The 21798-nt window shown below is 62.0% G+C and carries 20 protein-coding genes; 4 read left to right on the top strand and 16 right to left on the bottom strand.

The window, feature by feature from the left end:
• Window positions 1–80 precede the first annotated feature (80 nt).
• Window positions 81–1178, top strand: a complete 1098-nt coding sequence (locus OCX61_RS02655) for an AGE family epimerase/isomerase (RefSeq protein ID WP_261942492.1) — start codon at window positions 81–83, stop codon at window positions 1176–1178.
• Between the two features lie 55 nt (window positions 1179–1233).
• Here the strand turns inward: OCX61_RS02655 and OCX61_RS02650 are convergent, their stop codons facing one another.
• The 7 genes from OCX61_RS02650 to OCX61_RS02620 all read right to left on the bottom strand — a co-directional run bounded on the left by OCX61_RS02650 (window position 1234) and on the right by OCX61_RS02620 (window position 8017).
• Window positions 1234–1548, bottom strand: coding sequence for a hypothetical protein (locus tag OCX61_RS02650; RefSeq protein ID WP_261942491.1), 315 nt, complete (start codon window positions 1546–1548; stop codon window positions 1234–1236).
• An 11-nt stretch (window positions 1549–1559) separates the two neighbouring features.
• A complete protein-coding gene (locus tag OCX61_RS02645) occupies window positions 1560–2327 on the bottom strand; it encodes an SDR family oxidoreductase (protein WP_261942490.1) in 768 nt (255 codons plus the stop codon).
• A gap of 595 nt (window positions 2328–2922) precedes the next feature.
• Window positions 2923–3639 (bottom strand): ABC transporter ATP-binding protein, encoded by a 717-nt coding sequence (locus tag OCX61_RS02640; RefSeq protein ID WP_261942489.1) that lies wholly within the window; start codon window positions 3637–3639, stop codon window positions 2923–2925.
• Window positions 3636–4511: an ATP-binding cassette domain-containing protein gene (locus OCX61_RS02635; RefSeq protein WP_085676784.1), complete on the bottom strand. Its 876-nt coding sequence runs from the start codon at window positions 4509–4511 to the stop codon at window positions 3636–3638. Before OCX61_RS02635 ends, OCX61_RS02640 begins: the two co-directional genes overlap by 4 nt.
• A complete protein-coding gene (gene livM, locus OCX61_RS02630) occupies window positions 4508–5809 on the bottom strand; it encodes a high-affinity branched-chain amino acid ABC transporter permease LivM (protein WP_261942488.1) in 1302 nt (433 codons plus the stop codon). The genes OCX61_RS02635 and livM overlap by 4 nt, the downstream gene beginning before the upstream one ends.
• A gap of 2 nt (window positions 5810–5811) precedes the next feature.
• Window positions 5812–6726: an ABC transporter permease subunit gene (locus OCX61_RS02625; protein ID WP_261942487.1), complete on the bottom strand. Its 915-nt coding sequence runs from the start codon at window positions 6724–6726 to the stop codon at window positions 5812–5814.
• Between the two features lie 154 nt (window positions 6727–6880).
• A complete protein-coding gene (locus OCX61_RS02620) occupies window positions 6881–8017 on the bottom strand; it encodes a branched-chain amino acid ABC transporter substrate-binding protein (protein ID WP_085676782.1) in 1137 nt (378 codons plus the stop codon).
• A 468-nt stretch (window positions 8018–8485) separates the two neighbouring features.
• Between OCX61_RS02620 and pncB the strand changes: the two genes are divergently transcribed.
• Both pncB and nadE read left to right on the top strand, forming a co-directional pair.
• Window positions 8486–9691: a nicotinate phosphoribosyltransferase gene (gene pncB, locus OCX61_RS02615; RefSeq protein ID WP_261942486.1), complete on the top strand. Its 1206-nt coding sequence runs from the start codon at window positions 8486–8488 to the stop codon at window positions 9689–9691.
• A 3-nt stretch (window positions 9692–9694) separates the two neighbouring features.
• A complete protein-coding gene (nadE, locus tag OCX61_RS02610) occupies window positions 9695–10522 on the top strand; it encodes an NAD(+) synthase (protein ID WP_261942485.1) in 828 nt (275 codons plus the stop codon).
• Window positions 10523–10565: 43 nt separating this feature from the next.
• Here nadE and azu read toward each other — a convergent pair whose 3' ends face one another.
• Complete coding sequence (gene azu / locus OCX61_RS02605) at window positions 10566–11012, bottom strand: azurin (RefSeq protein WP_261942484.1); 447 nt, start codon at window positions 11010–11012, stop codon at window positions 10566–10568.
• Window positions 11013–11360: 348 nt separating this feature from the next.
• Between azu and OCX61_RS02600 the strand changes: the two genes are divergently transcribed.
• Complete coding sequence (locus OCX61_RS02600; protein WP_085676777.1) at window positions 11361–11948, top strand: cytokinin riboside 5'-monophosphate phosphoribohydrolase; 588 nt, start codon at window positions 11361–11363, stop codon at window positions 11946–11948.
• Window positions 11949–12067: 119 nt separating this feature from the next.
• On the opposite strand, the gene OCX61_RS02595 is transcribed toward OCX61_RS02600, so the two are convergent.
• From OCX61_RS02595 to rnr, 8 genes are all read right to left on the bottom strand, one after another.
• Complete coding sequence (locus OCX61_RS02595; protein ID WP_261942483.1) at window positions 12068–14368, bottom strand: YgiQ family radical SAM protein; 2301 nt, start codon at window positions 14366–14368, stop codon at window positions 12068–12070.
• Window positions 14369–14584: 216 nt separating this feature from the next.
• Window positions 14585–15982 carry a replicative DNA helicase gene (dnaB, locus tag OCX61_RS02590; RefSeq protein ID WP_027920759.1) on the bottom strand — a complete coding sequence of 466 codons (1398 nt, stop codon included), beginning with the start codon at window positions 15980–15982 and terminating at the stop codon, window positions 14585–14587.
• 111 nt (window positions 15983–16093) lie between these two features.
• Window positions 16094–16540, bottom strand: a complete 447-nt coding sequence (gene rplI / locus OCX61_RS02585; RefSeq protein ID WP_008101037.1) for a 50S ribosomal protein L9 — start codon at window positions 16538–16540, stop codon at window positions 16094–16096.
• A 20-nt stretch (window positions 16541–16560) separates the two neighbouring features.
• Window positions 16561–17424 carry a hypothetical protein gene (locus tag OCX61_RS02580; RefSeq protein WP_060485666.1) on the bottom strand — a complete coding sequence of 288 codons (864 nt, stop codon included), beginning with the start codon at window positions 17422–17424 and terminating at the stop codon, window positions 16561–16563.
• Window positions 17425–17457: 33 nt separating this feature from the next.
• Window positions 17458–17688 (bottom strand): 30S ribosomal protein S18, encoded by a 231-nt coding sequence (gene rpsR, locus OCX61_RS02575; RefSeq protein ID WP_003249563.1) that lies wholly within the window; start codon window positions 17686–17688, stop codon window positions 17458–17460.
• 28 nt (window positions 17689–17716) lie between these two features.
• Window positions 17717–18142: a 30S ribosomal protein S6 gene (gene rpsF / locus OCX61_RS02570; protein WP_013974420.1), complete on the bottom strand. Its 426-nt coding sequence runs from the start codon at window positions 18140–18142 to the stop codon at window positions 17717–17719.
• Between the two features lie 305 nt (window positions 18143–18447).
• Window positions 18448–19194 carry a 23S rRNA (guanosine(2251)-2'-O)-methyltransferase RlmB gene (gene rlmB / locus OCX61_RS02565; protein WP_027920757.1) on the bottom strand — a complete coding sequence of 249 codons (747 nt, stop codon included), beginning with the start codon at window positions 19192–19194 and terminating at the stop codon, window positions 18448–18450.
• Window positions 19191–21767: a ribonuclease R gene (gene rnr, locus OCX61_RS02560; protein ID WP_261942482.1), complete on the bottom strand. Its 2577-nt coding sequence runs from the start codon at window positions 21765–21767 to the stop codon at window positions 19191–19193. Before rnr ends, rlmB begins: the two co-directional genes overlap by 4 nt.
• Window positions 21768–21798 lie beyond the last annotated feature (31 nt).

The following is a 21798-nucleotide window of genomic DNA, read 5'->3' as shown; positions in this document are numbered from 1 at the left end:
CCGCGAAGAGGCCTACACAGCCAACCCGCAACCCTAGTTCTGCTACCATGGCGACCTGCCCGAAAGCGACGAGCGCCCACATGCCCAACCCCCGCCCCGCACTGCCCGAACTGGCCCGCTTCAACCAGCACTTCGCCGACTGCATCGTGCCGCTGTGGCAAGGCCCGGGCTGGAACGCCGACATGGCCCTGCCCTACGAGGCCCTGGACGCCCAGCACCGCCCGTTGCCGGTGCAGCGCTACCGGGCCATGGCCTGTGCCCGCCAGCTTTACCTGTTCAGCAGCCGCATCGAGCAGCCGGGTGCGGCCGAACGGGCGGCGGCGCTGTTCCGTTCGTTGCAGAAGCACTTCCACGATGCCGAGCATGGCGGCTGGTTCTACAGCATCGACGCCGACGGCAAGCCGCTGGACCGGCGCAAGGACCTCTACACCCACGCCTTCATCGTGTTCGCTTGCGCACATTACTGGGGCAAGGTCGGCGAAGGGCTGGTGGAAGCCACCCTCAATGCCGCCCTGGAAGTGGTCGACGAGCAGTTCGCCCGGGATGATGGCCTGTATGAAGCCAGCCTCGGCGAAGACTGGGCCGACCTCGGCAGCGGCCCACTGCAGAACCCTCAGATGCATCTGGCCGAGGCCTTCCTGCAGGTGCTGGCGGTACGCGAGGACGAGCACGTGCAGCAATCGCTGCTCACGCTTTGCGAATCGTTGCAGGCACACTTCATTGACCCGCAGCATGGGCTGATGCTGGAAAAGCCGCGAGGCGCTGTGGATAACTGGTTCGAGCCGGGGCACCAGTTCGAATGGTTCTACCTGCTGGAAACCTCGCCGCTGCTGCGGGGGACCGCGCTGCATGCATCCATCGACCGGGCATTCGGCTATGCCGAGCTGTGCGGAGTAAACAATGCGGCAGTGCTGGCCATGCTCGATGTGGATGGCAAGGTGCTCGATGCGACCCAGCGGATCTGGGCACAGGCGGAATACCTGCGGGCACTGGTTTTGCGCCCGGGGAATGAGGCGAAGCTACTGGTGCAGCTGAAGGCAATGGAACAGCAGTTCCTGCATGCAGGGGGCTGGTATGAATGCCGCGATGGCGAAGGGGCGGTAAGCCGGCACGACATGCCCTCTTCAACCCCTTATCATTTGGCTACTTGCCTCGAAGCGATGGCGCGTTGCGACTAAGGGTATGATTTCCTTCTGAAGCTGAAATGCACTGCCTTTTACCCTCCACATTCCTTCATGTACCGGGTTCAAGCCAGTGAACAAGCAGACATTTGCAGACTATCTCCAGCAGGAAATCAACAAAGCAGCGCAAGACATCGTCAACCGGTCCGACAATGTCGACTACTTCGCTCATGGCAAGCTGAGCTATCTGCTCAGCCTCCGCCGTATCACCAGTGGCAACGCAGTGCGTGAGGATTTCGGTCGGCATGACGGAATCAATGATGTCTTGCAGCTGCTCGAGATCATCCCGCAAGACCGTACCTACCTTTCTTACATCCCGAAGTGATCCAAGCACCATGGGCGAACCGGTAATCATCGGTTCGCCCATGTCAGTTCCAGTTATTGCTTGGCGGACCGATCGATCGAGAAACCTGCCCAGTCCTGGCTCACCGGCATCAGCTCGAGGCTGTTGATATTGATATGGGCCGGCTGGTTGAGGATCCAGAAGATGGTCTCGGCGATGTCCTGCGGCTGGATCGGCTCAGCGCCAGCATAGGTTGCGTCGTACTTGGCCTGGTCACCGCCGAAACGCACCAGCGAAAACTCGCTCTCGCACAGGCCCGGTTCGATGTTGCTCACCCGCACGCCGGTACCACGCAGGTCGCAGCGCAGGCTCAGCGAAAACTGGCCAACGAAGGCCTTGGTGCCGCCATACACGTTGCTGCCGGGGTACGGGTAATTGCCCGCCACCGAACCTACGTTGAGGATCGACGCACCGCGGCCATGGGCGATCAGGCGCGGCAGCAGCAGGCGGGTGGTGTACATCAGGCCTTTGATGTTGGTGTCGACCATGGTCTCCCAATCGTCCAGGCTGCAGTTCTGCGCCGCATCCACGCCCAACGCCAGACCCGCGTTGTTCACCAGGCCACGCAGCTTGTCGAAACCGGCCGGCAGGTTGGCGATGGCTTGCTCCATGGCCTTGCGGTCACGCACATCGAGCACCAGGCCGTGAACTTCGGTCTTGGCCGACAATTCAGCACACAGAGCATCCAGGCGCTCCTTGCGACGACCGGTGAGCACCAGCTTCCAGCCAGCTTCGGCGAAGCGGCGGGCAGTGGCCTCGCCAAAACCGGAAGTCGCGCCAGTGATGAATACGGTGGACGTCATGCTCTGTTCCTCACGGTAGGTTGTAATCGGCAGCTTTGCAGCATGCCCGCGACGGGCGCTGGCAGCAAGCCGTTCAGGTCGCTGTTCATTTTTTGATCACATACTGCAAACCCTTGTGGCAGAGGGCTCGGCGCCAGCTATGCGCATGTTATCCACAAGGCTTTCCCCACGGATTGGGGGCAACTTGTCCATCGCGCGGAACCCTTTCAGCGTGTCGTGGTCGGTGGATATCTTTTCGGTGATGGCGCAACGCTTTCAAGCATGCCGCCTGCAGCGGTCTGTCCAAGGCTTTCCCACAGACTTATCCACAGGCTTTGAAGCACCTTTCGCAGGGCTTGGCCTGTGCAGAAAATGCCTTTGAAATCATCCACAAAGGGCAACTGATCAAAATATGACCACCACCTTGCAGGCCTTGAAAACAAAGGGATAGAGCGAGGTGCCACCATGTTTTCCACAGGCGGCTCCACATTAATCGTGGAAAACATTCAACCTGTGGAAACAAGGGCTTGCGAGGGGATCGTAGCGTGGCTCGAGAAAGATATGCGACAAGTTGTCCACATTGAGACCGGGGCTGCTTTGCAGCCCCAGATTCGACTTAGTGCCCGCCCAAGTACGCGTTCCTCACCTCTTCGTTGACCAGCAGCTCCTGCCCCGTCCCGCTCATGCGGATCTGCCCGTTGACCATCACATAAGCCCGGTCCGACAACTTCAGCGCATGGTTGGCGTTCTGCTCCACCAGGAAGATGGTCATGCCGGTCTTGGCCAGTTCGCGCAGGGTCGCAAAGATCTGCTTGACCACGATCGGCGCCAGCCCAAGCGAGGGCTCGTCCAGCAGCAACAGTTTTGGCCGGCTCATCAGCGCACGGGCAATGGCCAGCATCTGCTGCTCGCCACCGGACATGGTCATGGCCCGCTGGTTGCGCCGCTCCTTCAGGCGCGGAAACAGCTCGAACATACGCTGCATGTCTTCAGCGGCATATTTGTCGCCGATGGGGATGGTCCCCATCATCAGGTTCTCCTCGACGGTCATGTCGGGGAACACCCGACGCCCCTCCGGCGACTGGGCGATGCCGTTGGAGGCGATATAGTGCGACGACTTGCGAGTGATGTCGGTGCCACGGTAGACGATATGCCCGGATGCCGCCCGTGGCTGGCCGAAGATCGACATCAGCAGGGTCGACTTGCCGGCACCGTTGGCACCGATCAGGCTCACCGTCTCGCCTTCGTTGATGTGCATCGAAACCTTTTTCAGCGCCTGGATCGGCCCGTAGAAGACGTCCAGTTCCTTCAGTTCGAGAATGGGTGCAGTCATACCAGTTCCTCTTCGTCGGCACCCAGGTAGGCGGCGATCACCGTCGGGTTGTGGCGAATTTCCTGTGGCGCGCCTTCTGCGATCACGTTGCCGTGGTCGAGCACGACGATATGGTCGGAAATGCTCATGACCATGCCCATGTCGTGTTCGATCAGCACCACGGTGATGTCGTGCTCGTCACGCAGCACGCGGATCATGCGGCTCAGGGCTTCGGTTTCCTGCGGGTTGAGGCCGGCGGCCGGCTCGTCCAGGCAGATGATCTTCGGCCGTGTGCACATGGCCCGGGCGATTTCCAGGCGGCGCTGCTGGCCGTACGACAGCTCACCGGCCAGGCGGTTGGCGCAGTCGACCAGGTCGACCACTTCCAGCCAGTAGAACGCGTGGTCCAGGGCATCACTCTCAGCCTTGCGGTAAGCCTTGGTGTTGAGCACCCCGGCCAGCAGGTTGCGGTTGACCCACATGTGCTGGGCCACCAGCAGGTTTTCCACCACCGACATTTCCTTGAACAGGCGAATGTTCTGGAAGGTCCGCGCCAGGCCAGCGCGGTTGACCAGGTGGGTACCGCCGAACATCTTGTAGTACAGACGGTTGGCAAAGCGCGCAGGCGAGACGAAATCCGCCGCCTGGAAGCGCTCGCCCAGCAGCTGGATGACATTGGTGTGGCTGCCGCGCACGTTCAGCTCGATGCGCCCGCCACTGGCCTTGTAGAAGCCGGTCAGGCAGTTGAACACGGTGGTCTTGCCAGCACCGTTGGGGCCGATCAGGGCAAAGATCTGGTTGCGCTTGACCTTCAGGCTGACGTCGCTGAGCGCCTTGATGCCACCGAACTGCATCATCAGGTTGTCGACCGAGAGAATGATTTCGTCGCTCATGGCGCCACTCCTTTACGCGGGGTCACACCGGTACGGCTGATGCGGATCAGCCCACGCGGTCGCCAGATCATCATCAGCACCATCAGCACGCCGAACAGCAACACGCGGTATTCCGAGAAGCTGCGCAGCAGCTCCGGTGCCACGGTCAGGACGAACGCCGCGATCACCACGCCAACAGTGGAGCCCATGCCGCCGAGCACGACGATGGCGAGGATCAGCGCCGACTCGAAGAAGGTGAACGACGACGGGTTGACGAAGCCCTGGTAGGTGGCGAAGAACACCCCGGCCAGGCCTGCGGTGGAAGCACCGAGGGTGAAGGCAGAAAGCTTGACCAGCACATGGTTCAGGCCCATCGAGCGGCAGGCGATCTCGTCTTCGCGCAGCGCCTCCCAGGCGCGGCCGACGGGCATGCGAGTCAGGCGGTGCTTGATGTACAGCACCGCCAGCACGACGATGAACAGCACGACGTAGATGAACACGAACTTGAGGTTGGCGTTGTAGTCGATGCCGAGGAACTCGTGGATCGGCACCCCGCCGTCCTTGGCCCTGCGGCCGAACTCCAGGCCGAAGAAGGTCGGCGACGGCGCAGGCATGCCGTTCGGGCCGCCGGTGAAGGACAGCCAGTTGTTCAGCACCAGGCGGATGATCTCGCCGAACCCCAGGGTCACGATCGCCAGGTAGTCACCGTGCATCCGTAGTACCGGGAAGCCGAGGATGCACCCCGCCAGCGCCGCAGCGATGGCCGCCAGCGGCAGCACGCTCCAGAAGCCCAGGCCCAGGTACTGGTAACCCAGCGCCAGGCCGTAGGCACCAATGGCGTAGAACGCCACATAACCCAGGTCGAGCAGCCCGGCGAGGCCGACCACGATGTTCAGGCCCAGGCCCAGCAACACGTAGATGAGGCCGAGGATGACCACCGTCAGCAGGTACTTGTTGGCGAACACCGGGAAGATGATGGCGATCACCACCAGCGCCGGGATGATGTAGCGCAACCGCGACTTGTAGTCCGGCGAGTTGACATGCACGCCCGACCCGCCGCTGTCGAAGCCTTCGAGCATGCGCCGCCCGGCGGCGGTCTGCACGTAGAGGCTGAGCAGGAAGCGCCCGAGCATCACCCCACCGACCAGCCACGCCACCCGGCGAGGTTCGGCGTTGAAGGTGTAGCCGTCGAGTACCACGCCGACGATCGGGCCGAACACGATGAGCGCCAGCAGGCCGGCGACGATGGTCTCGAGCAAGCTGCGCTTGAGATCGAAACCTTTGGTTTCAGAGGCAGAAGCAATCTTGGCAATCGACATGTTCACACCTTAGCCACGAGCGGGCGACCCAGCAGGCCTTGTGGGCGGAAGATAAGGATCATCACCAGCAGCGAGAAGCTGAACACGTCCTTGTAGTCGGAGTTGATCAGGCCAGAGAACAGCGACTCGGAAATACCCAGGATGATCCCGCCGAGCATGGCGCCTGGCAGCGAACCGATGCCGCCCAGTACCGCGGCGGTGAACGCCTTGATACCGATGATGAAGCCGGCGTAGAAGTCGAAGGTGCCGTAGTTCAGGGTGATCAGCACGCCGGCCAGCGCGGCCATCACCGCACCGATGACGAACACGTAGGAAATCACCCGGTCGGTGTTGATCCCGAGGATCGAGGCCATCTTGCGGTCTTGCTGGGTAGCGCGGCACATGCGGCCGAGCTTGGTGTACTTGATCACGTAGGTGAGCAGGGCCATGCCGACGAACGCCGCCACCAGGATGAAGATCTTGGTGTAGGTCAGTTGCACGAAGCCGGTGCCGACTTCGATGCGCATGGCGCCTTCCAGCAGGGTCGGCACGCCTTGCTGGCGGGCGCCCTGGCTGATCTGTGCGTAGTTCTGCAGGATCAGCGAGATGCCGATGGCACTGATCAGCGGTGCCAGGCGGGTGGAGTTGCGCAGGGGTTTATAGGCGATGCGCTCGATGGTGAAGCCATACACGCCCGTGACGACGATGGTGAACAACAGCGTGCCCAGCATCAGCAGGGGGAACGACTCGATACCGAAGTAAGCCAGCAATGCCAGGCTGATCGCCGCGAGGTACGCGGAGATCATGTACACCTCGCCGTGCGCGAAGTTGATCATGCCGATGATGCCATAGACCATTGTGTAGCCGATGGCGATCAGGCCATAGACCGACCCGAGGGTCAGGCCGTTGACCAGTTGCTGCAGGAAAATACCATCCATAACGCAATCTCACCTGAGCGAGACTGCACGAGCGCTGACCACGACAAGCCACGCATGAAGCGGCCCTAGCAGCGCAGAACCGTGCACGTCTCCGAATAAGGACAGGTACCGCAGGGGCAATGGCCCGGACGGGCGTCCGGGCCAGGTGCCGTTATTATTTTTGTTTTTCCAGCTGGTGGTACTTGCCGTCCTTGTCCCACTGGTAGACCACGTAGTCGGAGACGGTCAGGTCGCCCTTGCTGTCCCACTTCTTCTCGCCCATGACGGTCTTGACCGGATTGGCCTTGAGCCATTTGGCGGCGTCTTCGCCCTTGTTCGACTTGGCGCCGTTGAACGCGGCAGCCAGTGCCTGAAGCGACGCGTAGGCGTACAAGGTGTAGCCTTCCGGCTCGGTACCGGCCTTGCGGAATTCTTCCACCACGGCCTTGCTGTCTGGCAGCAGGCGTGGGTCGGCACCGAAGGTCATGTACACGCCATCGACGTACTGCGCGCCCCCTGCGGTGGACACCAGTTCATCGGTGACGATGCCGTCATCGGACATGAACTTGACGTCCTTCAGGCCCTGCTCGCGCAGCTGGCGTACCAGCGGGCCGGCTTCCGGGTGCAGGCCACCGAAGTAGACCACGTCGGCACCGGCGGCGCGGATCTTGGTGACCACGGCGCTGAAGTCTTTCTCGCCGCGGGTCAGGCCTTCGTACAGCACCGGCTTGACACCACGCTTCTCCAGCTGCGCCTTGGTCGCATCGGCCAGGCCCTGGCCGTAGGTGTCCTTGTCGTGCAGCACCGCAACCTTCTTGCCCTTGAGCACGTCGACGATGTAGTCGCCGGCGACGATGCCTTGCTGGTCGTCACGACCGCACATGCGGAACATCGCGGAAAGGCCACGCTCGGTAACCTGCGGGTTGGTCGAGCCTGGGGTAATGGCGATCACGCCAGCCTCGTCATACACCTCGGAAGCCGGAATGGTGTTGGAGGAGCAGAAGTGCCCGACCACGCCGATCACCTTGTCCTGATCGACCAGGCGGTTGGCCACGGCTACGGCCTGCTTCGGCTCGCAGGCGTCATCGCCTTTCACCAGGACGATCTTCTCGCCATTCACGCCACCGGCGGCGTTGATCTTGTCGGCCGCTGCCTGCGCACCTTTCATGTACTGCTCGCCAAACGCTGCGTTAGCCCCCGTCATGGGGCCCGCGACGCCGATCTTGACGTCGGCCTGAACATACGAAGAAACACCCAGTGCCGTAGCTACGGCCAGAGCCAGGAAACCTTTCTTGTAAAACGTCTGCGACATGAGGTGGTGCTCCTAGAGTTTTTTTTGGTTGGCACTACAACTTCTCAGCCCTGTGCTCAGAGCAAGGGCCGTGCCATCGGTTTTGTCTTCCGAGAAAACACACTGTAAAGGTCACCCCCAGGCGACCGACGGCCTTTTCTTTATTGAGCGTGCAACCGTCTGCCCCGCGGCAGGCGCCACCACACGTACAGACAAGGAGCAACCGTCGAGTGCCATCATTGCAACCCTGGCAAGTGTTAACGTGCAACCGCCCTGTAACAGTGGACGTCACCGAAGTGCACACCGCTGGTGCGCGACTGCTACAGGCAGCACTGTTTCAAGGCTAGCTGGTGCACGGAAAAACACCTGATTTGGCCATTACGCGGCCTGCGGGGCAGCTGCCTTGCCGGCGAAGAGGCCGGCCCAGACACAACAACGGCAAAAAGACTGGCACAATGTCCACCATTCGCCGTTTCCGGAGCCCCCTTGATGAGCGAGAGCGCATTCGCCGAGCGCATCGTGCACAACCTGCTCGACACCGACTTCTACAAGCTCACCATGATGCAGGGCGTGCTACACAACTACCCAGACGCCGACGTCGAATGGGAATTTCGCTGCCGCAACGGCGAGGACCTGCGCCCCTACCTTGGCGAGATCCGCCATCAACTGGAACTGCTCAGCGACCTGACCCTCGATGATGGCCAGCCGGCCTTCCTCGAACGCATCAGCTTCCTCAAGCCCGACTTCCTGCGTTTTCTGCGCCTGTTCCGCTTCAACTTGCGCTATGTGCGCATCGGCATCGAGAACGACCAGCTGTTCCTGCGCCTGAAAGGCCCATGGCTGCACGTGATCCTGTTCGAAGTGCCGTTGCTGGCCATCATCAGCGAAGTGCGCAACCGCCACCTGCACCCGCGCATGCGCCTGGCCGAGGCCCGTGATCAGCTGTACCGCAAGTTCGACTGGCTGCGCGCCCACGCCAGCGACGACGAACTGGCCGACCTGCAGGTTGCCGATTTCGGCACCCGCCGGCGTTTTTCCAGCCGTGTGCAGGAAGACGTGGTGCGCGTGCTGCGCGACGACTTCCCGGGCCGCTTCGTCGGCACCAGCAACGTCGACCTGGCATGGAAACTGGATATCAAACCACTGGGCACCATGGCCCACGAGTGGATCATGGCCCACCAGCAGCTCGGCCCGCGGCTGATCGACAGCCAGATCGCCGCGCTGGACTGCTGGGTCCGCGAGTACCGCGGCCTGCTCGGTATCGCCCTGACCGACTGCATCACCATGGATGCTTTCCTCAACGATTTCGACTTGTACTTCGCCAAGCTGTTCGACGGCCTGCGCCATGACTCGGGCGAGCCGGTGGCCTGGGCGGAAAAGGCCATCGCCCATTACCAGAAGCTGGGTATCGACCCGATGACCAAGACCCTGGTGTTCTCCGACGGCCTCAACCTGACCCGCTCGCTGGACATCTTCCGTGCCTTGCGCGGGCGCATCAACGTCAGTTTCGGCATCGGCACCAACCTCACCTGCGACATCCCCGGTGTGGCGCCGATGAACATCGTGCTTAAAATGACCGACTGCAACGGCTCGCCGGTGGCGAAGATCTCCGACGAAGCCGCCAAGACCCAGTGCCGCGACGAGAACTTCGTCGCCTACATGCGTCACGTTTTCAAAGTCCCCAGCAAGGAGTAACCCATGCAAGCGGTTCAGCAAGAGATTGCCCAGGCGCTGAAAGTACAGCCGCCGTTCGCCGACGCCGCTGCGCTCGAGGCCGAAGTCGCCCGGCGCGTGGCGTTCATCAAGGACTGCCTGGCCAATGCCCGGCTCAAGACCCTGGTGCTGGGCATCAGCGGCGGCGTCGATTCGCTGACCGCCGCCCTGCTCGCCCAGCGCGCCATCAACGAGCTGCGCGCCGAAACCGGCGACAAGGCCTACACCTTCATCGCCGTGCGCCTGCCCTATCACGTGCAGCATGACGAACATGACGCCCAGGCGTGCCTGGAGGTGATCAAGGCCGATGAAGTGCACACTGTCGACATCGCTCCGGCGGTCAAGGCGCTGGCAGCAGAAGTGGTGGAGTTGAAGAATGGTTCACCGACCCTTGTGGACTTCGTCGTCGGCAACGTCAAGGCACGTACCCGCATGGTTGCCCAGTACACCATCGCCGGTGCTCGCGCGGGCCTGGTGATCGGCACCGACCATGCCGCCGAGGCGGTGATGGGTTTCTTTACCAAGTTCGGTGATGGTGCCTGCGACCTGGCGCCGCTGAGCGGGCTGGTGAAAAACCAGGTGCGAGCGATCGCGCGCAGCTTTGGCGCGCCGGAGTCGCTGGTGGAAAAGGTGCCGACCGCGGACCTTGAAGACCTGGAGCCTGGCAAGCCGGACGAGGCATCCCATGGCGTGACCTATCAGCAGATCGATGCTTTCCTGCACGGGCTGCCGGTGGATCAGCAGGCGTTCGACATCATCGTCGCCACCTACCGCAAGACCCAGCACAAGCGCGAACTGCCGTTCGCACCGTGAAAACAACCGGGGCCGCCAAGCGGCCCCGGTTTTCACTGCATGCTTACTTGAGCGTGACAGTGCCTTTCATCATCGAGATGTGGCCAGGGAACGAGCAGAAGAAGCCGTACTTCTGATCAGCCGCCAGCTTGGACACATCAAAGGTCAGCTTGTCAGTCTCGCCAGCGCCAATGATCTTGGTATGCGCGATTACGCGCTCATCACCGGCCTTCAGGTAATTCTTCTCAATCCCTGCGGCCAAGCCGTCGGTAGCGATCGGCTGCATGTCAGCTTCCTTGCTGATGACCACGTTGTGGCCCATGACGTTCTTCGGCAGGCTGCCGGAGTGGGTCAGGTTGACGGTGAATTCCTTGCAGCTCTTGTCGACAACGATATCCTTGGTGTTGAAGGACATCTGGTCGGTCGAGTCGACGGTTACCGAGCATTCGGCTGCGAAGACAGAGGCGCTGGCGAGGGTCAGCAGGGATACCGCTACAGCTTTCGCAAACATCATGAATCTCCTTGGCAGGGTTTTATCAATTGCGAGACTGCCTGAAACCGTTCAGCCCCCTGCTGATATGGGTCAAGGGGGTGTCAAGTGGCCAGCCAGTAGAATTGTTCAATCGATTGTATACAACCAATCTAAGGGCACATCATGCCCTTTTAATAGACGATGGGACAACCTCTCATTTAGGAGCAATCGCAATGTCCCTTTCAAGTTTCATGAACAGCCTGCTCGCCGCCTACGCCCACGGGGCCACCGGTGCCAGCTGTGAATTCGCCCGCCCGGAGTGAAACCGGCATTGGAGACGCCAGATAATTCGCTTTACCCTGTCAGCGATATGACTGGAGAAGCACGATGTCTGTACGTTCCGTTTGTGTGTTCTGTGGCGCCAGCATCGGCGCCAACCCTGCCTACCGTGAAGCGGCCGTTGCGCTTGGCCAGGCCATTGCCCGCCGCGGCCTGACCCTGGTCTACGGCGGAGGCGCGGTCGGCCTGATGGGCACTGTCGCCGATGCGGCCATGGCCGCAGGTGGCGAAGTGATCGGGATCATCCCGCAAAGCCTGATGAATGCCGAGATCGGCCACAAGGGCCTGAGCCGCCTCGAAGTGGTTGACGGCATGCATGCGCGCAAGGCGCGCATGGCTGAGCTGAGCGACGCCTTCATCGCCCTGCCGGGTGGCCTGGGCACGCTGGAGGAGCTGTTCGAGGTGTGGACCTGGGGCCAACTGGGTTATCACGCCAAGCCGCTGGGGCTGCTCGATGTGAATGGCTTCTATGAAAAGCTCGGCGGGTTCCTCGACCATATTGTCGAGGAAGGCTTCGTGCGGCCACAGCATCGGGCCATGTTGCTGCTGGCGCAGCAGGCGGATGAGCTGCTGGATGGGATGGAGCGCTTCGAGTCGCCGGTGTTGCCGAAGTGGGTCGACAAGCAGCCTGACTGATATTTGAGACTTATGCAGGAACCTGTGGGAGCTGGCTTGCCCGCGAATGAATGGGTGGATCAACCATCGCATTCGCGGGCAAGCCCGCTCCCACAGGGCTCTCTATTGCGACTGCATGCTCAGCGCGGGATTACCGGCTGGCGCGGCTTCTTGCCCTTGCCGCCGCCCTTGGCCGCTTCCTTGCGCTCCTTGGCCGCCTGCTGGTTGCGGGCAAACGCCTCGGCCTTGGCCTTCTCGCGCTTGTCCCACGGCTTGCTGCCATCGCTGCCACGCGGTGGCAGGCCAGTGTGCTGGGTGAGGATCTTCTGATCCTTGCCCACCTTGTGGCTGCCAGCCGGGGTCGAGTTCTTGCGGCGCGCGCTCTGATAGGTGTCGGTCTGCGGTTGGTGCAGCGGGATGAGTTGGTGCTTGCCCGGCCCGATCAGGTCGGCACGGCCCATACGCTGCAGCGCTTCACGCAGCATCGGCCAGCCCTTAGGATCGTGATAGCGCAGGAACGCCTTGTGCAACCGGCGCTGCTCCTCGCTCTTGACGATCTCAACCCCTTCGCTCTTGTACGTGACCTTGCGCAGCGGGTTCTTGCCCGAGTGGTACATGGCCGTGGCCGAAGCCATCGGCGACGGGTAGAACGCCTGCACCTGGTCGGCGCGGAAGCCGTTGCCCTTGAGCCACAGGGCCAGGTTCATCATGTCTTCGTCGGTGGTGCCCGGGTGCGCGGCGATGAAGTACGGGATCAGGTACTGCTCCTTGCCCGCCTCTTTCGAGAACTTCTCGAACATGCGCTTGAAGCGGTCATAGGTGCCGATACCCGGCTTCATCATCTTGTCCAGCGGGCCACGCTCGGTGTGCTCCGGGGCAATCTTCAGGTAGCCGCCAACGTGGTGGGTGACCAGCTCCTTGACGTACTCCGGCGATTCCACTGCCAGGTCGTAGCGCAGGCCCGAGGCGATCAGGATCTTCTTCACCCCCGGCAAGGCACGGGCCTTGCGGTACAACTCGATCAGCGAGCTGTGGTCGGTGTTGAGGTTCTCGCAGATGCCCGGGAACACGCACGACGGCTTGCGGCAGTGCTTCTCGATGTCGTGGCTCTTGCAGGCAATGCGGTACATGTTGGCGGTTGGCCCGCCAAGGTCGGAGACCACGCCGGTGAAGCCCGGCACCTTGTCACGCATCTCCTCGATTTCGTTGAGGATCGACTCGTGGGAGCGGTTCTGGATGATGCGGCCTTCGTGTTCGGTGATCGAGCAGAAGGTGCAGCCGCCGAAGCAGCCACGCATGATGTTCACCGAGAAACGAATCATCTCGTAGGCCGGAATGCGCTCCTTGCCATAGGCCGGGTGCGGCACACGGGCGTAGGGCATGCCGAACACGTAGTCCATTTCCTCGGTGCTCATCGGAATGGGTGGCGGGTTGAACCACACATCCACTTCACCGTGCTTCTGCACCAGCGCGCGGGCGTTGCCCGGGTTGGTCTCCAGGTGCAGCACGCGGTTGGCATGGGCATAGAGTACCGGGTCGTTACGCACCTTCTCGAACGAGGGCAGGCGGATCACCGACTTCTCCCGGGTCACGCTCGGGCTGTCGAGGATCTGCACCACCTTGGCTTCGTTCGGGTCTTCCTGGTCGCCCTTGGCCTGCTCGATGGCGCAGGCCTGGGTGTCCTGGGTGTTCACGTACGGGTTGATGATCTTGTCGACGCGGCCCGGGCGGTCGATGCGGGTAGAGTCGATCTCGTACCAGCCTTGCGGCGTGTCACGGCGCACGAACGCGGTGCCGCGCACGTCGGTGATGGTTTCGATCTTCTCGCCGTTGGACAGGCGCTGGGCGACCTCGACCACCGCGCGTTCGGCGTTGCCGAACAGCAGGATGTCGGCGCTGGCGTCGATCAGGATCGAATGGCGGACCTTGTCCTGCCAGTAGTCGTAATGGGCGATGCGGCGCAGCGAAGCCTCGATGCCGCCGAGCACGATCGGCACGTGCTTGTAGGCTTCCTTGCAGCGTTGGCTGTACACCAGGCTGGCGCGGTCCGGGCGGCTGCCGGCCAGGCCACCAGGAGTGTAGGCGTCGTCGGAACGGATCTTCTTGTCCGCGGTGTAGCGGTTGATCATCGAGTCCATGTTGCCGGCGGCCACGCCGAAGAACAGGTTCGGCTCGCCAAGCTTCATGAAGTCGTCTTTCGACTGCCAGTTCGGCTGGGCGATGATGCCCACGCGGAAGCCCTGGGCCTCCAGCAGGCGGCCGATGATGGCCATGCCGAACGAGGGGTGGTCGACGTAGGCATCACCGGTCACGATGATGATGTCGCAGGAATCCCAGCCGAGCAGATCCATCTCCTCCCTGCTCATCGGCAGGAAAGGTGCTGGCCCGAAGCATTCGGCCCAGTACTTGGGATAGTCGTAGAGTGGTTTGGCTGCTTGCATGTCAGTGACCGGTTCTGGTGTGCAGGGAAATCGCGGGCGCGGAATATAGCACAAATTTTGACCAAATCCGACGGTGGTTGTCGGATTCATGAGGATCGACGAAAGAAAACATCGCCCCCCTGGGGGAGCGGGTTTACCCGCGAATGCGGCGGTAAAGCTGACATCGCATTCGCGGGTAAACCCGCCCCCACAGGGAACCGATAACTGTCTCAGTGCTTATTCGTCGTCGTCGAAGTTGTACATGCCCGGCGCGAGGTTCTCGAAGCGGGTGTATTTGCCGATGAACGCCAGGCGCACGAAGCCGATGGGGCCGTTACGCTGTTTACCGATGATGATTTCCGCCACGCCCTTGTGCTCGGTCTCGGGGTGGTACACCTCGTCGCGGTACACGAACATGATCACGTCGGCGTCCTGCTCGATCGCACCGGATTCACGCAAGTCGGAGTTCACCGGGCGTTTGTTCGGGCGCTGTTCCAGGGAGCGGTTCAGCTGCGACAGCGCGATCACCGGGCAGTTGAATTCCTTGGCCAGGGCCTTGAGGGAACGGGAGATCTCGGAAATCTCGTTGGTCCGGTTGTCACCGGCCGAACCCGGGATCTGCATCAGCTGCAGGTAGTCGACCATGATCATGGCGATGTCGCCGTGCTCACGGGCCAGGCGGCGGGTACGCGCACGCATTTCCGAGGGGCTGATGCCGGCGGTATCGTCGATGAACAGCTTGCGATCGTTAAGCAGGTTCACCGCCGAGGTCAGGCGCGGCCAGTCATCATCATCGAGCTGACCGGAACGCACCTTGGTCTGGTCGATGCGGCCCAGCGACGAGAGCATACGCATGATCAGCGATTCACCTGGCATCTCGAGGGAGAACACCAGCACTGCCTTGTCGGTACGCAATACGGCGTTTTCCACCAGGTTCATGGCGAAGGTGGTCTTACCCATCGACGGACGGCCGGCGACGATGATCAGGTCGGCCGGCTGCAGGCCGCTGGTCTTCTCATCCAGGTCGGTGAAGCCGGTGGACACGCCGGTGATGTCGCTGTCGGAGTTGAACAGCGTATCGATGCGGTCGATGGCCATGGTCAACAGTTCGTTGACACCCACCGGGCCACCGGTTTTCGGCCGCGCTTCGGCGATCTGGAAGATCTGCCGTTCGGCATCGTCGAGGATTTCCTCGGCATTGCGCCCTTGCGGGTTGAAGGCGTTGTCGGCAATGTCGGTACTGATGCTGATCAGTTGGCGCAACGTCGCCCGCTCGCGAATGATCGCGGCGTAGGCCTTGATGTTGGCCACCGACGGAGTGTTCTTGGCCAGTTCGGCCAGGTACGCCAGGCCGCCAACCTGAGACGACAGGCCTTCCTTGTCCAGCTGCTCGTGCAGGGTCACCACGTCGAATGGCTGGTTGGCGTCGGCCAACTTGTGCACGGCACGGAAGATCAGGCGGTGGTCATGCCGGTAGAAATCGCCATCCGACACCTGGTCCAGCACCCGCTCCCAGGCGTTGTTGTCCAGCATCAGGCCACCGAGCACGGCCTGTTCGGCCTCGATGGAATGCGGCGGCACCTTCAGGGCTGCGGTTTGCAGGTCGAGCTGTTCGGAGTTGGTGATCTCGTTCATGGCCACGAAAGAATTCTGGAGGATGAAAAAGACAAAGGGCACGGCCTGAATGAACAGGACCGTGCCCGATGTTAACCGGCTATCCCGCGAGGGACCACCGGTCAGCGCAGCTTAGGCAGCTACGACGACCACACGTACGGTGGCTTCAACGTCGCTGTGCAGGTGCACGGCTACGTCGTATTCACCAACTTGACGGATGGTGCCGTTCGGCAGACGAACTTCAGCTTTGGCCACTTCAACGCCGGAGGCGGTCAGGGCGTCAGCGATGTCGTGGGTGCCGATCGAACCGAACAGCTTGCCTTCGTCGCCAGCGGTGGCAGTGATGGTCACTTCCAGCTCGGCCAGTTGGGCAGCACGGCTTTCAGCCGAAGCTTTACGGTCAGCAGCTGCTTTTTCCAGCTCGGCGCGACGCTCTTCGAACGCAGCCAGGTTGGCGGCGTTGGCAACGGTGGCCTTGCCGAATGGCAGCAGGAAGTTACGGCCGTAACCAGCCTTAACTTTAACTTTGTCGCCCAGGTTGCCCAGGTTAGCGACTTTTTCCAGCAGGATCAGTTCCATTTGGTAAAACCTCTTAACTTTTAACCTTCACCGTTCGCGGAGTCTTTCCCCGGAGGGGACTTGCGACCGCGAAAATCAATCAGGCTGTCGACAATGGCCAGGACCATCAGCAACGGGTAGATCAGCTGCATGATCAGCGGCAACGTCACGTACATGCCCACCAGCCAGAACCCGGCCAGTCGCCCCTGTGCCACCAGCCCGTGCATCAAGGCGATGCCAGCCAGCACCAGAACCAGGCTCGACGCCGACGCCAGGATGATGAACTGCGACCCGATAAACGGCGCCACCACCATCACTGCCACCAAGACCGCCATGGTCTGTTTCGGCAACTTCAGTTCGCGAAACTCGCGACCGAAGCCTCCAGGGTTGTACAACGCTGCCTGCCAATAACGCGCCAGCACCAGGGCCAACACGCTGAACAACTGCACCGTCACTGCTGTGGAAGCGACCAGCACAGGGCGGATCAGCTCACCGGAGAGCACCGGCTCCCCTTCGATTTTCGGCATGGCTTCGGCAAACGCCTTGGCCAGCACATCGAAGGTCTGCGCCAGCGCCATGTCGAGCACGAGGCTGAAAACCACGGCGAACACGGCACTGGCGACCAGCACACGGCTCCAGGGATGCTCGGCGCGCAACAGCGCGGCCAGGCCCAGGGCACCGGCAATCACCAGGAAGGTGATCGGATCGCCCATGAACCACACGGCCAGCCCGGCCAGCAGGCCGCCGGCGATGACCGTTGAAGCATCCTTGAACCCACGCCGCAGCAGCACAAGGCTGCCGGCAGCGGCACTCAACCAGAACAGCAGCGGCAGTACCGCGCTGATGACCACCACCAGGGTGGCCTGCACACGACCGCGCATGATGAAACTTGCTAACGCTCGCATGCTAATCCCTTACTGCTTGTCGACGACCCGGTCTCAGCGGCCGTGGCTGTCGGTGTAGGGCAGCAGGGCCAGGAAGCGGGCGCGCTTGATAGCGGTAGCCAGCTGACGCTGATAACGAGCTTTGGTACCGGTGATACGGCTTGGAACGATCTTGCCGGTTTCGGATACGTAAGCTTTCAGGGTGTTGAGATCTTTGAAGTCGATCTCTTTCACGTCTTCAGCAGTGAAGCGGCAGAATTTACGACGACGGAAGAAACGTGCCATTTAATAGGCTCCTCTAAAGGTCCGTGGATTACTCGTCAGCGTTATCGCTGGAGTCGCTGTCATTGCTGTCGTCGCCGTCGGCGGATTCAGCATGCTCAGGACGCTCACGACGCTCACGGCGCTCGCTGCGGTTTTCTTCAGCCTTCAGCATCTCGGACTGGCCGGTTACGGCTTCGTCGCGACGGATGACGAGGTTACGGATAACGGCATCGTTGTAGCGGAAGTTGTCTTCCAGCTCGGCCAGGGCCTTGCCGGTGCACTCAACGTTCAGCATCACGTAGTGAGCCTTGTGAACATTGTTGATTGCGTAGGCCAGTTGACGACGGCCCCAGTCTTCCAGGCGGTGGATCTTGCCGCCATCTTCTTCGATCAGCTTGGTGTAACGCTCAACCATGCCGCCGACTTGCTCGCTCTGGTCCGGGTGAACCAGGAAGATGATTTCGTAATGACGCATGAATGCTCCTTACGGGTTAGTAGTCTGCCAGCGAATCTGGTCAGACAAGGAGTGAATGACACTGTATGTCTTGCACGGAGGGGAGGCACATGTGCACCTGCCAGCTCGGCAAGGGGCGCAATTGTAGAGAAGGCGGGGCGCACAAGCAAGGTGATTGGTGATTATTTGAACAGCCTGAAACATATTCACAGGCTACCGGCCCTTTCGCGGGTGAACCCGCCCCCACAGGGATCGTCCAAGGCCTAAGCCTGTGGGGTACCTGTGGGAGCGGGTTCACCCGCGAAGAGTCATGGACAGGCTACAGATCAGCGCTTGGCCTGGCGCTGGCGCACGGCCTCGAACAGACAGACGCCCGTCGCCACCGACACGTTCAGGCTGCTCACGCTACCGCTCATCGGCAACTTCACCAGGAAATCGCAATGCTCGCGGGTCAGCCGGCGCATGCCCTTGCCTTCCGCGCCCATGATCATCACCAGCGGGCCAGTCAGGTCCTGCTGGTAGATCTCCTGCTCGGCCTCGCCAGCGGTACCGACCACCCACAGGCCCCGCTGCTGCAGCTTCTCCAGCGTGCGCGCCAGGTTGGTCACGGCGACCAGCGGAATCACTTCCGCCGCGCCGCAAGCCACCTTGCGCACCACCGGCGTCAGGGTTGCCGACTTGTCCTTGGGCACGATCACTGCCGTGGCGCCCGCCGCATCGGCAGTACGCAAGCAGGCACCGAGGTTGTGCGGGTCGGTCACGCCGTCCAGCACCAGGATCAGTGGCGGCGTTTCGCTGCGCTCGAGCAGTTCCTCGAGCATCAGCTCGCCCCACACCTGGCTCGGGCTGACCTCGGCAACCACGCCCTGGTGCACGCCCTCGACCCAGGCATCCAGCTCACGGCGCTCGGCCTGGCCGACCGGCACGCGGTTTTCTGCGGCCAGTTCCAGCAGCGCCTGGATGCGCGGCTCGCTGCGCCCTTCCGACAGCCAGATCTGCTTGACCCGCTTCGGATGGTGCTGCAGCAACGCCTGCACGGCGTGCACGCCGTAGATCTTTTCCAGCTGACTCATGACTTGCTCTTGCTCTTGCGTGGCGCACCGGACTTCGGCGGGCCTTTACGGTGCTTGGTCGGCTTGCCGGACGGCTTGCCGCCTTTGTCCGACTTGCTGCTGGCGTGGCCGCCGGTGCGCGCCTCGCTCATCAGCGCCTTCTTCATTTCACGGCTCTTGCGCACTTCGGCGTTGCGCTGCACGGCGTCTTTCGGGAAGTACGCTTCGGCAGTTTCGCTCTTGCGGCTGCGTGGTTTTGGCGTGGCCTTGGCTTCGACCGCTGGTTCGGCCTTCTCGGCGACCGGCGCGGCAGCACCCCGCCCCTTGCGACCGATCGGCGCACTGAGCTGCTGCTCGGAGACTTCGAAGTCGATCTTGCGCTCGTCGAGATCGACGCGCATGACCTTGACCTCGATGGTGTCGCCCAGGCGGAAGCTGCGCCCGGTACGCTCGCCCGACAGGCGGTGGTGTACCGGGTCGAAGTGGTAGTAGTCACCCGGCAGCGCACTGACGTGCACCAGGCCTTCCACATAGATGTCGGTCAGTTCGACGAACAGGCCGAAGCCGGTAACCGCAGTGATCACACCCGGGAAGGTCTCGCCCACGCGGTCCTTCATGAACTCGCACTTGAGCCAGTTGACCACGTCACGGGTGGCTTCATCGGCGCGGCGCTCGGTCATCGAGCACTGCTCGCCGAGCTGGTCGAGGGCATTCACGTCGTACGGGTAGATACGCGCCTTTGGAATGCTCATGGCGCCAGCACGCTTGACGTGCGGGGTATCGACCTTGGAACGGATGATGCTGCGAATGGCGCGGTGCACCAGCAGGTCCGGGTAACGGCGGATCGGCGAGGTGAAGTGGGTGTACGCCTCGTAGTTCAAGCCGAAGTGGCCGTTGTTGTCGGTGCTGTACACCGCCTGGCTCAGCGAGCGCAGCATCACGGTCTGGATCAGGTGGAAGTCCGGGCGCCCGGCGATGCTTGCCAGCAAGGCCTGGTAGTCCTTCGGCGACGGGTCCTTGCCCTTGTGCAGGGTCAAGCCCAGCTCTCCGAGGAAGGCGCGCAGTTTTTCCAGGCGCTCCGGCGGCGGGCCGTCGTGCACGCGATAAAGGGCTGGCACTTCGTGCTTCTGCAGAAACGCGGCGGTGGCGACGTTGGCCGCCAACATGCATTCCTCGATCAGCTTGTGGGCGTCGTTGCGCACGGTCGGGCGGATTTCCGCGATCTTGCGCTGATCACCGAAGATGATGCGGGTTTCCTGGGTCTCGAAATCGATGGCACCCCGGGTGTGACGGGCATCCACCAGCACCTTGTACAGGTTGTACAGGTTCTTCAGGTCCGGCAGGACCTCCTTGTACTCCTCGCGCAGCGCCTTGCCCTCACGGGTACGGGAATGCTCGAGCATGCTGCTGACCTTGTTGTAGGTCAGGCGGGCATGGGAGTGGATCACGCCTTCGTAGAACTGGTAGTCGACCATCTGGCCGGCTTTGTTGATGGTCATTTCGCAGACCATGGCCAGGCGATCGACGTGCGGGTTCAGCGAGCACAGGCCGTTGGACAGCTCTTCGGGGAGCATCGGCACCACGCGCTCGGGGAAGTACACCGAGTTGCCGCGCTGCTGGGCTTCGTTGTCCAGGGCCGAGCCCAGGCGCACGTAGCTGGAGACGTCGGCGATCGCCACATACAGGCGCCAGCCGCCAGAGAACATGCGCAGCTTGCCCAGCGGTTCGCAGTAGACGGCGTCGTCGAAGTCGCGGGCATCCTCGCCGTCGATGGTGACGAACGGCAGGTGGCGCAGGTCGATGCGCTTCTCCTTGTCCTTCTCTTCGACTTCGGAGCGGAACTTGCGCGCTTCCTTGACCACCTCGTTGGGCCAGACGTGTGGAATGTCGTAGCTGCGCAGGGCAACGTCGATTTCCATGCCCGGCGCCATATAGTTGCCGATCACCTCGACCACATCACCCTGGGGCTGGAAGCGCGGCGTGGGCCAGTGGGTGATCTTGATCTCGACGAACTGGCCGATCTTGGCGCCACCGTTACGCCCGGCGGTCACCAGCACTTCCTGCTGGATCTTCGGGTTGTCCGGGGTCACGTAGCCAATGCCGCCTTCTTCGAAGTAGCGGCCGACCACGCTTTCGTGGGCACGGGAGATGACCTCGACCAGCACGCCTTCACGGCGGCCACGGCGGTCGACGCCCGAGACGCGGGCCAGGCCGCGGTCGCCATCGAACACCAGGCGCATCTGCGACGGGCTGAGGAACAGGTCTTCGCTGCCGTCATCCGGGATAAGGAAGCCGAAACCGTCACGGTGACCGGAGACACGGCCGCAGATCAGGTCCAGCTTGTCTACCGGGGCATAAGTGCCGCGCCGGGTATAGATAAGCTGGCCGTCACGCTCCATGGCGCGCAGGCGGCGGCGCAGGGCTTCGATCTGGTCTTCGTCATGAAGACCGAACTCTGCCGCCAGCTCCTCGCGCGCGGCCGGTTCGCCACGGTCGGCAAGGCGCTGCAGGATCAGCTCACGGCTGGGAATGGGGTTGTCGTATTTTTCCGCTTCGCGAGCGGCCTCGGGATCGAGGGATTGCCAATCGGCCATCAGAAGGGGTTCACCTTGGGGTATATAGATA

The sequence above is a fragment of the Pseudomonas sp. LRP2-20 genome (assembly GCF_024349685.1).
In the GTDB taxonomy this organism is placed as follows: domain Bacteria; phylum Pseudomonadota; class Gammaproteobacteria; order Pseudomonadales; family Pseudomonadaceae; genus Aquipseudomonas.
The sequence above is the reverse complement of the archived record's forward strand: the minus strand, read 5'-3'. Positions and strand labels throughout refer to the sequence as shown.